At 60.6% G+C, this 12,509-nt stretch carries 12 protein-coding genes; 5 read left to right on the forward strand and 7 right to left on the reverse strand.

Going from position 1 to position 12,509, the window contains the following annotated elements; all coding sequences use genetic code 11:
- Position 1 precedes the first annotated feature (1 nt).
- The 4 genes from TU86_RS05080 to TU86_RS05095 all read left to right on the forward strand — a co-directional run bounded on the left by TU86_RS05080 (position 2) and on the right by TU86_RS05095 (position 4,897).
- Positions 2 to 1,513 (forward strand): efflux transporter outer membrane subunit, encoded by a 1,512-nt coding sequence (locus TU86_RS05080; protein ID WP_048363217.1) that lies wholly within the window; start codon positions 2 to 4, stop codon positions 1,511 to 1,513.
- A gap of 112 nt (positions 1,514 to 1,625) precedes the next feature.
- The gene (locus TU86_RS05085) at positions 1,626 to 3,812 is read left to right on the forward strand and encodes an FUSC family protein (protein WP_048363218.1); all 2,187 of its coding nucleotides are present in this window, start codon (positions 1,626 to 1,628) and stop codon (positions 3,810 to 3,812) included.
- A complete protein-coding gene (locus TU86_RS05090; protein WP_016781859.1) occupies positions 3,802 to 4,002 on the forward strand; it encodes a DUF1656 domain-containing protein in 201 nt (66 codons plus the stop codon). The genes TU86_RS05085 and TU86_RS05090 overlap by 11 nt, the downstream gene beginning before the upstream one ends.
- Before the next feature lie 10 nt (positions 4,003 to 4,012).
- The gene (locus TU86_RS05095) at positions 4,013 to 4,897 is read left to right on the forward strand and encodes an efflux RND transporter periplasmic adaptor subunit (protein ID WP_048363219.1); all 885 of its coding nucleotides are present in this window, start codon (positions 4,013 to 4,015) and stop codon (positions 4,895 to 4,897) included.
- 82 nt (positions 4,898 to 4,979) lie between these two features.
- On the opposite strand, the gene TU86_RS05100 is transcribed toward TU86_RS05095, so the two are convergent.
- Both TU86_RS05100 and TU86_RS05105 read right to left on the reverse strand, forming a co-directional pair.
- Positions 4,980 to 5,375, reverse strand: a complete 396-nt coding sequence (locus tag TU86_RS05100) for a hypothetical protein (protein ID WP_048363220.1) — start codon at positions 5,373 to 5,375, stop codon at positions 4,980 to 4,982.
- 14 nt (positions 5,376 to 5,389) lie between these two features.
- Positions 5,390 to 6,592, reverse strand: coding sequence for an MFS transporter (locus tag TU86_RS05105; RefSeq protein ID WP_048363221.1), 1,203 nt, complete (start codon positions 6,590 to 6,592; stop codon positions 5,390 to 5,392).
- 109 nt (positions 6,593 to 6,701) lie between these two features.
- On the opposite strand from TU86_RS05105, the gene TU86_RS05110 reads away from it, so the two are divergent.
- Positions 6,702 to 7,586, forward strand: a complete 885-nt coding sequence (locus TU86_RS05110) for a LysR family transcriptional regulator (RefSeq protein WP_048363222.1) — start codon at positions 6,702 to 6,704, stop codon at positions 7,584 to 7,586.
- Positions 7,587 to 7,600: 14 nt separating this feature from the next.
- On the opposite strand, the gene TU86_RS05115 is transcribed toward TU86_RS05110, so the two are convergent.
- The 5 genes from TU86_RS05115 to TU86_RS05135 all read right to left on the reverse strand — a co-directional run bounded on the left by TU86_RS05115 (position 7,601) and on the right by TU86_RS05135 (position 12,497).
- On the reverse strand, positions 7,601 to 8,425 hold the full coding sequence (locus TU86_RS05115) for an SDR family oxidoreductase (RefSeq protein ID WP_048363223.1): 825 nt from the start codon (positions 8,423 to 8,425) through the stop codon (positions 7,601 to 7,603).
- 31 nt (positions 8,426 to 8,456) lie between these two features.
- A complete protein-coding gene (locus tag TU86_RS05120; protein WP_048363224.1) occupies positions 8,457 to 8,921 on the reverse strand; it encodes a hypothetical protein in 465 nt (154 codons plus the stop codon).
- 149 nt (positions 8,922 to 9,070) lie between these two features.
- Positions 9,071 to 10,522 carry a mannose-1-phosphate guanylyltransferase/mannose-6-phosphate isomerase gene (locus TU86_RS05125; protein ID WP_048363225.1) on the reverse strand — a complete coding sequence of 484 codons (1,452 nt, stop codon included), beginning with the start codon at positions 10,520 to 10,522 and terminating at the stop codon, positions 9,071 to 9,073.
- A gap of 108 nt (positions 10,523 to 10,630) precedes the next feature.
- Positions 10,631 to 11,287 (reverse strand): alginate O-acetyltransferase AlgF, encoded by a 657-nt coding sequence (locus TU86_RS05130; RefSeq protein ID WP_048363682.1) that lies wholly within the window; start codon positions 11,285 to 11,287, stop codon positions 10,631 to 10,633.
- A gap of 31 nt (positions 11,288 to 11,318) precedes the next feature.
- Positions 11,319 to 12,497 (reverse strand): alginate O-acetyltransferase, encoded by a 1,179-nt coding sequence (locus tag TU86_RS05135; protein WP_048363226.1) that lies wholly within the window; start codon positions 12,495 to 12,497, stop codon positions 11,319 to 11,321.
- Positions 12,498 to 12,509 lie beyond the last annotated feature (12 nt).

Consider the following 12,509-nt stretch of genomic DNA (forward strand, 5'->3'; position numbering starts at 1 on the left):
AGTGCCGCGTCGCATCAGCAGAGAGCTTAAAGCCCTCAGTGTTCTGGCTTTATCGTTAGCATTAAACGGCTGTATCGGTTTTGGTGGCATCGGCCCCAAAAGCCAGATGTTGACCGCCAATACGTTGGCCACTGACGAGGCGATTGCAAGCGCCGCGAAAGACGCAAACTGGCCCAAAGCCCAATGGTGGCACGCCTATGGCGACCCCCAGCTGGATGCCTGGATCAGCCTCGCGGTGCAGGGCAGCCCGAGCATGGCCATGGCCGCTGCCAGGGTGCGTCAGGCCAAGGCGATGGCGGGCGTGGCCGAGTCTGCCGAGTCGTTGCAGATCAATGCTGACGCCACGCTCAAACGCCATAACTGGCCGTCCGATCAGTTTTATGGGCCGGGCGCACTCGACAACTCCACGACCTGGGATAACAACGCCGCACTGGGCTTGAGCTTTGCCCTCGACCTGTGGGGCCGTGAAAGCAATGCCACCGAACAGGCCGTGGACATGGCCCACATGAGCGTCGCCGAAGCGCGTCAGGCCCAGCTCGAATTGCAGAACAACGTGGTGCGCGCCTATATCCAGTTGTCGCTGCATTACGCCCAGCTTGATATCACTGAGTCGACCCTGCACCAGCAGGAACAGATCCTCGACCTGGCGCAAAAACGTCTGGACGGCGGCATTGGTACGCACTTTGAAGTCAGCCAGGCGCAGGCGCCGTTGCCCGAGATTCATCGTCAGATCGACGCTCAGGAAGAAGAAATCGCCCTGACCCGTAACCAATTGTCAGCACTGGCGGGTAAAGGACCGGGTGAAGGTGCGCGCTTGAAGCGTCCAACACTGGCGCTGGGCACCGCCCTCAAATTGCCCTCGGTCTTGCCTGCCGAGCTGCTGGGTCAGCGCCCTGACGTGGTCGCCAGCCGCTGGCAGGTGGCCGCACAAGCGCGCGGGATTGACGTCGCCCACGCCGGTTTTTACCCCAACGTCGACTTGGTGGGCAGCATCGGCTTTATGGCCACGGGTGGCGGCGCACTGTCATTCCTGAGCGGTAAAAAGCTTAACTACAACGTCGGCCCGGCGATCTCGTTGCCGATCTTCGATGGCGGTCGACTGCGCTCTGAACTGGGCGTGGCTTCAGGCGGTTATGACATGGCCGTGGCCAAGTACAACCAAACCCTGGTCAGCGCGCTCAAGGGCATTTCCGATCAATTGATCAAGCGTGAGTCGATGGAAAAACAGCAGGCCTTCGCCGTCGAGTCGGTGCAAGCGGCGCAAAAAACCTACGACATCGCCATGGTCGCCTTTCAGCGCGGCCTGACCGATTACCTCAACGTGCTCAACGCCCAAACCCTGTTGTTCAAGCAGCAGCAAATCGAGCAGCAGGTTCAGGCCGCCCGCTTGAGTGCTCACGCTGAACTGGTGACGGCGTTGGGTGGCGGTCTGGGGGCGGGCAACGATGTGCCCAAAGACGACCGTTACGTGCCGGACAAACCGCCCGCCGTGATGGCGATTTTCAACCCTTGACGATCGGATGAATAACCCCCGTAGGCGCTGGCGCTGGCTGCGATCTTTTTATGCTTCGATCCCCGCCTGCAACAGCCCATCACCCCTGATGGCTAATTTTGAGAGCCTGTAGATGAACCATTTGCCCGCCCCGGTACGCTGGCTGTATTCGCTGGAATGGCGCCGGGGCTTTTTTGACTGGGCACGCAGCGATGGCGTGACCTGGGTGCATATCTTCAAAGTGCTGGTCGCAGCGTTCTTGACCCTGTGGCTGGCCATGCGCCTGGAATTGCCGCAACCGCGTACCGCGATGATCACCGTGTTCATCGTGATGCAGCCGCAAAGCGGCCAAGTGTTCGCCAAAAGCTTCTACCGTTTTTTAGGCACCCTGACCGGCTCGGCGGTGATGGTGGCGCTGATCGCCTTGTTCGCGCAAAACACGGTGCTGTTTCTCGGTGCAATGGCGATCTGGGTCGGTCTCTGTTCGGCCGGTGCGGCGCGCTGCCGTAACTTTCGTGCCTATGGGTTTGTGTTGGCCGGGTACACCGCCGCGATGGTGGGCTTGCCTGCGCTGGCGCATCCCGATGGCGCATTCATGGCGGCGGTGTGGCGGGTGCTGGAAATCTCCCTCGGCATTCTTTGTTCGACGGTGATCAGTGCCGCGATCCTGCCCAAAACCGCAGGCGCGGCCATGCACAACGCCTTGTACCAGCGCTTCGGGGTGTTCGCCGGTTTTGTGGCCCAGGGTTTGCGCGGCCAGTCGTCCCAGGAAGACTACGAAGCCAGCAACGTGCGCTTTATCGGTGAAAGCGTGGGCCTTGAAGGCATGCGCAGCGTGACCGTGTTTGAAGACCCGCACATGCGTCGGCGCAGCGGTCGCCTGAGCCGCCTCAACAGCGAGTTCATGGCCATCACCACACGCTTCAACGCCTTGCACCAGTTGCTCGCGCGGTTGCGCAGCCGGGGCGTGGTGCAAGTGGTGTCTGCCATCGAACCAGAGCTGGAACTGCTGGCGCAACTGCTCGACACCTACAACGCTCGCTCGCTCACCGACAAAGACGCCACCTTACTGGCCGAGCAATTGGCCGCGTTCAAAGCGGGCCTGCCAGAGCATGTGCGCAGTTTGCGCGTTGAATTTCTGCACACCGAGCCAAGCCCTTCGGACTTTCTGGACTTCAACACCGCTTATGAACTGCTGTACCGGTTTGTCGACGACATGCACAGCTACGCGCTGACCCATGCCTCGCTGGCCGACCACACTCACGAACGGGAGCGCTGGGACCAGCCGTTTATATCGCAAACCAACTGGTGGTCGGCGGCGGCGTCGGGTATTCGCGCTTCGTTCATTTTGGTGGTGCTGGGCACGTACTGGGTCATGACCGCCTGGCCGAGCGGCGCCACCATGACCTTGATCGCGGCGGCGACGGTGGGCCTGTCTGCCGCCACGCCAAATCCTAAACGCATGGCCTTTCAAATGGCCTGCGGCACGTTCATCGGTGCGCTGGTGGGTTTTTTCGAGATGTTCTTCGTGTTGCCGCACATCGACGGCTTCCCGTTGCTGTGCCTGGTGCTGACGCCGGTGATCATGCTCGGCTCTTTCTTGACCTCGCGGGCCAACTACGCGGGCGTGGGGCTGGGGTTGTTGATCTTTTTCAGCACCGGTTCGGTGCCGGACAACCTGACTATTTACAACCCGTACCAGTTCATCAATGACTACATCGCCATGGTGATTGGCATGCTGGTGTGCGCCGCCGCGGGCGCAATCATCCTGCCGCCCAACAGCCGCTGGTTGTGGAGCCGCCTGGAGCAAGACCTGCGTGAGCAAGTGGTGTACGCCATCAGCGGCAAGCTCAAAGGTTTGAGTTCCAGTCTTGAAAGCCGCACCCGCGACCTGATGAACCAGGCGTATGGCTTGGCCGCTGGCCAGCCCAAGGTGCAACGCGAGCTGCTGCGCTGGATGTTTGTCGTGCTGGAAGTGGGCCACGCGATTATTGAGCTGCGCAAAGAGCAGGCGATTCTGCCGATTCACCCAGCCTATGCCGAATCTCAGCCTTGGCGGCAGGCGATCCGCGTCATGGGCCGCGCCCTGGTGCGACTGTTTATCAGCCCCGGCGAAAGCAACCTTGAACGCGCCCTGATCGCCGTTGACCACGCCATCAGCCGCGTGCAGGCCACCGACGAACCCTTTGCCCGCAACTTCGACACCTCGGCGCTGGTGCGGGTGCAAAGCTACCTGCACTTCATTCGTACCTCACTGCTTGACCCGCAATCGCCACTGGCGGCCTACGCGCAGCCGCAAGGACTGAACCATGCCTCGTGAAATCGCCTTCCACGGCGTCTATATGCCCACCATGACCCTGATGTTTTTTATCGCGGCGGGGTTGGCGTGGGGCTTTGACCGACTGTTTTCCGGCTACGACCTGTACCGCTTCTTCTGGCATCCGGCGCTGCTGCGCCTGAGCCTGTTTGCTTGTCTTTTTGGCGCCATGGCGCTCACTGTTTACCGTTGAGACCGATCCGATGAAAAAGTTCTTCAGCCTGCTTGCCACCTTGCTGGTTTTGGCCCTTGCGATATGGATCGGCCGAACCCTGTGGGTGCATTACATGAACACCCCCTGGACCCGCGACGGCCGCGTGCGTGCCGACATCATTAACGTGGCGGCCGACGTCAACGGCTACGTGGTCAACGTGCCGGTCAAAGACAACCAACTGGTGAAAAAGGGCGACGTGCTGCTGGAAATCGACCCCGAGCACTACGAAATTGCGGTCAAACAGGCTCAGTCGCTGGTGGCCTCACGCAAGGCCACGTGGGAGATGCGCAAGCTCAATGCCCATCGCCGGGCGGACTTGGACAACCTGGTCATCTCCAAAGAAAACCGTGACGACGCGAGCAACATCGCGGACTCCGCATTGGCCGATTACCAGCACGCACTGGCGCAACTGGATGGCGCGCAGCTCAACCTCAAGCGCACGCGTGTGCTGGCGACGGTCGATGGCTACGTCACCAACCTCAATGTGCACCGCGGTGACTACGCGCGCATCGGCGACCCGAAAATGGCGGTGGTCGATAAAGACTCGTTCTGGGTGTATGGCTTCTTCGAAGAGACCAAGCTGCCGCATATCCGTGTGGGCGACAAAGCTGACCTGCAAATGATGAGTGGCGAAGTATTGAAAGGTCACGTCGAAAGCATCTCGCGGGGCATTTATGACCGTGATAACCCTGAGAGCCGCGAACTGGTGGCTGACGTCAACCCGACATTCAACTGGGTGCGTCTGGCGCAGCGGGTCCCGGTGCGTATCCACATCGACGAAATTCCGGACGGCTTTTTGCTGGCGGCGGGCACCACCTGCACCGTGATCGTGCAGCAGGATGAGGTTGACGCGCATCCGGGACATTCTTTGTAGTCGCTGTCGAGGAACGAGGCGGCGATCACGAGTGGAAGATCGCCGCCTCGCGCTGCATCTCAGCGACAACTGTGGTGCAGGATCAAACCGCGCAGAAGGTTTCATGCAAATGGCGCCACAGGACGTTGCCTGCCGCGTCCTGTTCAAACGCCACGGTGGCACGCCGATCAGTACGGTTGCCGTTGTGTTCTTCTTGCACCTCGCGGTAACTGACCACCGCGCCGCCCGCGTGCAGGGCAATGCCGTTGAACTCGCTGAGCGTAATGGCCAGACCCGGCCGGGCACCGCGCAGTGGTTCGAACAGGCGTTCTACACCGTCGATATCCAGGACCTTGCCGTGGGGCGTGATCATCGTAAATTGCGCTGAAAAACGGGCCAGCAACGTCGGCAATACCCCCGGTTCCAGCCCGCTGAACCAGCCTTCAATCTCGACATGGGTTTCTTTTACAAGGTCGAAGTAGCGCGAATAATCAGTCATCACTTTCTCTTGGGTCAGGGTGCCAGCAAGGCCAGCACGCGTGGAGTATCGAGGCGTAACGCAGGCATGAGCGGCACCAGCGTCAACGCGCATCCGATGGCAAAGCATAGGGCAAAGGCGTGGGGCGTCGAGGTGATCGCGGTCAAGGCCGCGAACAGCGCCATCATCAACGCCGGGCCGAGCAGAAAACTCAACTGCCGATTGAGGTTCCACACGGCACTGGCGTGGGTCATGTGCTCGGTAGCTACATCAATAAAGGCGGTGCTTTGCGCGGTACTGCTGCTCAGGCTGCCACCGAACCCCATCAAGGCATACAGCGCCATCGGCAGCAGCGTGTGCCCCGCCTCCAGCTGCATTAACAGCGCGATGCCCAGCGCCTGAGCGCTCATGCCCAGCAGCAATAATGGCTTGGGCCCCCCCCGGTTGAATTGATAGCGACTCAGGCCAATGCCCAGGGCCGAAGCCAATGCCCACGGCAACATCAGCGCACCCGTTTGTGCAGGGGTGTAACCCAACTGATGCAAATACAAAATACTCACCAGCTGGGTGCCGATAAAAACCCCCGGAATAAACAGGTACGTCAGCATCGCAATGCGCAGCAACGGGCTTTTGAGCAGCTGAGCCATTTGTCTGAATTTGACGGGGGTGGGGCGCGTTGATTGCTCCTTCGCCCTGATCCAGCACTGCGCCAGCAACAACGCAAGCAGGGCCAGCGGCACATTGGCGTAAAACACCCAGCGCCATGACCGCGCCTCAACCACCCAGCCGCCCAGCGCAGGCGAAAGGGCGGGCACCAGCAGCGCCACCAGCAAAATTACCGAGGTCAGGCGAGCGCGTTCATGGGGGCGAAACTCGCGATACACCATTGCTTGCCCCACCGGGATCAACAACCCGCCCCCCAGCCCTTGCAGCAAGCGCCAGCCAATCAGCGTTTCAATCGACGCGGCCTGTGCCACCCCCCATGAGGCCGCCGTGAACAGCAGCAGTGAAATCAGCAACAGGCGTTTTTCACCCACTGCCGCCGCCAGCCACACGCTGGGCACAATAACCACGATCAGACCCAGCATGTAGGCATTGCCGATCCAGGCCAGTTGTGTGACAGAGGCGTGCAGTTCCAGGCCGATCTGCGGGTATGCAATCGAAACGGCAAACATGTTCACCAGATCCAGCGCATAGCCCAACAGGTACACCCCTGCGATTTTGTTGCGATAGGCCATGACCGGCTCCTTGATGCGAAGCCACACAGTAGGCGGGTTTTGCCCATGGAGGAACGGCGCCGACGCTGCTAGATTGTCAAAATTATTTTGACAATGGGCGGTATTCAGCATGGTCAGTCTTGACCGATTCGACACTTTCAAAGCCGTGGTCGAGGCCGGGTCCCTCACTGCGGCCGCCGATTTGTTAGGGCAAACCCGGGCGGTGGTGAGCTTCAATATCAAGCGCCTGGAAGCTGAGCTGGGCGTTACTTTGCTCACGCGCAACACCCGCAGGCTGGCCCTGACAGAGGCGGGCGAGCGGTTTTATCAGCGCTGCCTGAGCATGCTTGAAGCGGCGCAACTCGCCATTGACGAGGCGCGCAGCGAGCACACCGAACTCAAGGGCACGCTGCGCATTACCACCACTGTGGAATATGCGCTGGCCAAAGTGGTGCCAGCGCTGGAAGTGTTTCGTACCCTGCACCCGGACCTCAATGTGCACCTCTCGACCTCATCGACCCACGCCGACTTGATCTCCGAGCGGTTTGACGTGGCCCTACGTTTGGGCCGCATTCTGGACTCCAGCCATCGCGCCGTGCAGTTGAGTACATTCGAGATTGTGCCCGTGGCCTCGCCGGGCTTTGTGCAGGGCCAGCCGCCCATCGACAGCGTGCATGCCCTTGAGCAAACGCCGTGGCTTGAACATGGGCGCGTCGGGGAGTTGAGTATGACCGAGGTCGGCACGGCCAGCGTGCGGCCTTATCAGCCCAATCCGGGCAGGGCACGGATCAAGGCCGATAACTCGTCGGTGCTGCGTGCTTTTGCACTGACCGGGCAGGGCGTGGCGATCCTGCCTGACTGGCTGATTGAAGACGACCTGCGCGCAGGGCGACTGCTGCGTTTGCTGCCCCACTGGCACTTCACCCGCCAAGGGGTTTACGCGCTGTACCCCGACACCCGTCACCTGCCGCTCAAAGTGCGGGTGTTTATCGACTTCATGAAAAACCATGCCTGATGAACGTAGGGGCGTTATGCGCAGGTGTTCAGACCAAAGCGTTTCATCAAGATTTTTTGCAGCAACCTGCGCGGCAACAGCGCCGCCAGCAGCGGCATGGCGCGGCTGCCATTGCCGTAGCGCAACAGTGCAGGCGGGCGAGCTTTTTGGGTGGCCTTGAACACTGCGTTGGCAAACTCACTGACCGGCGTGGGGTTGTCTTGCGAGGCCTTGGCGCGTGCGCGAATCCCCTCGCGCATGGGCCACCAGGGCGAGTCTTCGCCAATGTGCACTTCGGCCTGAGCGCTGGCGTTTTTCGCGAAACAGGTGTCAATGGCGCCTGGCTGCACTTCCATCACCCGCACACCAAAGGGAGCCAGCTCCATGCGCATTGCCTCGGTCAAGGCATGCACGGCGGCTTTGGACGCGCAGTAGGCCCCGGCAAACGGCGTTACCAGCACACCGGAAACGCTGCCGATATTGACCACCAATCCACGGTTGCTGCGCAGCGGTTCAAACAACGCCTGTGTCAGGCCGACCACGGAAAATACATTGGTTTGAAACTGCAGGTGCATGTCCGCCACGCCGCCATCGAGCACGGGCCCCATCGCGCCATAGCCGGCATTGTTGATCAACACATCCAGACCTTTGCCATGCTGCTTGAGCCGCGCACTTAAACGGTCGATCTCAAGGCTGTCGTTCACGTCCACTTGCACCGCGACAAAGCCGTCGGCCCTGAGCTGTGCCACATCGGCCGTTTTACGGGCCGTGGCCCATACCTCGTAACCGGCCTGTTTGAAGGCATCGGCCAGGGCGCGGCCAATGCCGCTGGAGCAGCCAGTAATCAACACGAGAGGCATCAAAACATCCTTGATCAAAGCAAAAAAACAATCAGTTGGAAAAGCTGCCTTGCAGGCGCTCAGCACGAAATTCGAGGGTTTGCGGGCGGTAACCGGTGCGCAGGGGCGGCACTGGCAGGCAGTCTTGCCACACGCCGCCTGCTTGCAGTTCACCCGGCCCACGGTAACGCGGGGCGGTGTACAAATTGTCAGCGAGGTTGACCGTGTCCCCCGGCGCATAAGCGGCCACCCGCCAGCCGAGTGCGAGCAGCGGCACTTCGTTGCCATTGCGCAGGGTCAGGCGCAGGGGGCGATCGGCAGGGCATTGGTCGGGCGCGTAGACCATACGCAGCTCAAGGCGGGCCAGTTGCTGGGCTTCACGGTGATCGAGCCAGGCGACCGACGCGGCCACGAGGCCCAGTCCCACCAGTGCGGCCATTGAAACCGGCAACGCCTTGGACGGGTAGCGCAACAGAAGAACCAGCCAGGTGATGATCAGTAGAACGCCGATAAGCATGACGCTCGCCTCGCAAAGAGTGGAGGGACATCCTACTGAAGCTTAGGTGGGAATGGCGAATCGGTGTTGCACCAGATGCGACCCCAACCCTCTCCCTTTGGGGGAGGGTTGGGGGGCGGGTAAAAGGTCAGCCACACCCGATCACCTGTTTACTGGGCAATGGTCTTGATTGAAATGCCGCGCTCAATCGGCGTCGAGCGACCGTACACATCTTCAAAACGTTCGATGTCGTCCTCGCCCAAGTAGCTACCGGACTGTACTTCAATGATTTCCAGCGGGATTTTGCCAGGGTTGCGCAGGCGGTGTACCGAGGCAATCGGGATGTAAGTCGATTGGTTCTCGGTCAGCAAAAACACATTGTCGTCACACGTCACTTCCGCCGTGCCCGAGACCACAATCCAGTGCTCGGCGCGGTGGTGGTGCATTTGCAGCGACAGGCAAGCCCCCGGCTTGACCGAAATGTGTTTGACCTGAAAGCGCCCGCCCATGTCCACCGAGTCGTACGAGCCCCACGGGCGATACACCTCGCAGTGGTTCTGGGTTTCGCTGCGGCCCTGCGCGTTCAAGGTGTTGACCATCTGTTTGACGCCCTGAACCTTGTCCTTGTGGGCAATCATCATCGCGTCTTTGGTTTCCACCACCACGATGTTGTCCAGGCCAATCACTGACACCAGTTTGCCGTTGCCGTGGATCATGCAGTTGGTGCTGTCCTGAATCACCACGTCACCTTTGCTGACGTTGCCGTTGGCGTCCTTTTCGTTCACGTCCCACAACGAAGACCAGCAACCCACGTCGCTCCAGCCCGCCGTCAACGGCACCACGCAGGCACGCTGGGTTTTTTCCATCACGGCATAGTCGATGGAGTTGTCCGGGCAGCAGGCGAAGGTGGCGTCGTCGATGTCCACGGTGTCGGCGTCTTGCTGGCTGCGTTCAAGGGTCAACAGGCAGGTGTCGTAGATGTCTGGGTCGTGCTTTTTCAGCTCTTCGAGGAAGCGACTGGCGCGGAACATGAACATGCCGCTGTTCCAGAAATAACCGCCGCTTTTCACGAATTCGGCGGCCCGCTTGGCATCGGGTTTTTCGACAAACGAAGCCACGCGGCTCACGCCTTCGGGCAGCAAGGCATCGGCAGTGGACTTGATATAGCCATAGCCGGTTTCAGGCTTGAGCGCAGGCACGCCGAACAACACCATTTCGCCGCGTTCAGCTGCCACGGTGGCCAGTGCCAGTGCGCGTTGCAGGGCTTTTTGGTCTTCCAGCACGTGGTCGGCCGGCAGCACCAGCATCAGCTCGTCGCGGCCTTCATTGATCAACATCATCGCGGTCAGTGCCACGGCGGGTGCGGTGTTGCGGCCGAACGGCTCCATCAGGATGCGCTGGGTGTCGAGGTTGCGGTTGGCCAACTGCTCGTTGACGATAAAACGGTGCTCTTTGTTGCACACCACAATCGGTGCGTCCATGCCATCAAACACCAAACGCTCCAGGGTTTGCTGGAACAGCGTTTGATCGCCGGTCAGGGCCAGAAACTGCTTGGGGAACTGCTTGCGCGACAAAGGCCACAGACGCGAACCGCTACCACCTGAAAGAATTACCGGAATCATGATGTCTCTCCAAAAACTGAAATGGGTTGCTGGCTTCCCTGTAGGCGCCGCCCAAGGCTGCGATCTCTTGATCTTGAAAGCACTTGGCGGCTACAGAGCAAAAAAGGGTTAGCGGGTCGAAACCGGGCGCTTGACCCAGGTCGGTGACACGTTGCTGCCGCTGCCGGTGACGTACAGCACCGCCGCCTCACCGCGCTCCAGGGCTACCGGCTTGAGGTCGCTGACTTTTTTGTCGCCCTCGAACAGCGCGAAGCTGACTTTCACCGGGTTGATTTCGCGCTCGCCACGGCCTCGAGCGGCCACGGGCTTGACCACGTCGGTCTTGCCGTCGGCGGTCTTCAAGGTCAGCGCCTTGTCGGTCAGGTTCTGCACCCTTACCAATGATTTCTGCTTGTTCTTGAACGGCGGTTCTTCGATCAATTGCGGCTGACCGCTGCTGGTGTTGACCAGCGTGTAGTAGTGATCGGCGCTCAGTTTGACGGGCAGGCTGTGGCTGCCGACTTTGGCGCTGTAATCGCCCTGTGGCAGGAAGCTGAAATCGCTGCTGCCTTGCGCCGCGATGTCGTTGAGGGCGGTATTGCCCACGGTGGCGCTGACTTGCTGATTGCTGGCGTTGAACATGCGCACAAAGCTTGAGCCTTTTGGTGCGCTGGGGCCGTACAGGGCGGCATCGCCACCGGCCCACGCTTGCAGTGACAGCAGGCTCATACCGGCGATCAGCGCAAAGGATTTGGCGAGACGACGTGGAGCAGGTGTGAACGGCAGGGTTTTAATAGTCATTAGTCGAACCTCTCTTTCAGTGTTGCGCCCGGTTGGGCGTCTCGGATTTCGCAGTGTTTTGTGCAAGTTGCGGTTGGCGTGCGCCCGCTTCTTTCAAGGTGGCGACCCACGAGGGGTCGGCGTCACCGATCTCGTTGTCCACGGGCAGGTAACGCTCGGGAAACTCCCAGATCAGCACTTGGGGCGGGGTGTTCTTGAAGGCATCGCTTTTCAGGTAAGCGAGCATCGGCAGGATCGGCCCGTGGCCATCCTTGGAATCGTTGATCACGTCGCTGCGCAGCGCTTGTTTCAGCGCGCCGACGAAGTTCCAGTTCGGGTTGGCGCTGTAACTGGTGCCCACCAGCGTGACGGGCACTTCGCTGTCGGCGAAAAGCGCGTCTTGACTGTCGGCGGCCGTATCGGCGGCGCGGGTGGTGCGTTTTTCCAGCGGCTCGGGCGGTGGCAGCAGGTGGCTGAACAACGGGTCAAGCGGCAGGAAGCGCTCCAGGTCGCCGTTGTGCTGTTCGGTTGTTTGAGCTTCGGTGACAAATGGCTGCGGTTCGCCACTGAGCGGGAACTGGCTGCCAATCGCCGCGGCCAGTTGCTGGGCCGCGACTTGCGCGCCGTCTGGCGTCCAGTGCGTATCGGTGCGCAAAAACACCTGCGCGCCGCCCTGTTTGGCCTGTTGCAGGGGGCCAAGCAAGTCGGGGGCGATGATCTGGCTGGCAGCCAGTTGCGCGTGGAAGTCGCGGTACAGATCGGCATGAATGCGGGCAGGGCGCTGCTCACCCATGTGCTCGGGGTACAAGCGCACTTTGGACGGCACCACCGCCATCACCAGTTTCACGCCCTGTTCTTTGAGGGTGTTGCGCACCCCTTCGACCAGCGCGTAGTTGTCAGCCACGTTCTGCTGCGCGTTGGGCCACGGTTTGAACTCTTCGTCGCTGAACAACCATTGATCGCGGCCCAGCACCACGCCGGGACGGCCTTCGTTGAACAGGGTGAAATCCAGCGCGGCCCACAGATTGGTGCCCAGGCGCTTGATCGGGAACTCGTCGTCGTAATGGGTTTCGACGGCTTTGCTCCAATGGCCATTAAGCACAGTGGTTTGCGGTGGCGTGTCAAAGCCGATAAAGCTGCGCAGCGAGACCGCGCCCAAACCCAGCAGCAGGCCGCAGAAGCTGGTGACGTAGACGATGCGTAATGTTCGGTTCATGGTCGGCTCCCC

The sequence above is a fragment of the Pseudomonas weihenstephanensis genome (assembly GCF_001043055.1).
Classification (GTDB): domain Bacteria; phylum Pseudomonadota; class Gammaproteobacteria; order Pseudomonadales; family Pseudomonadaceae; genus Aquipseudomonas; species Aquipseudomonas weihenstephanensis.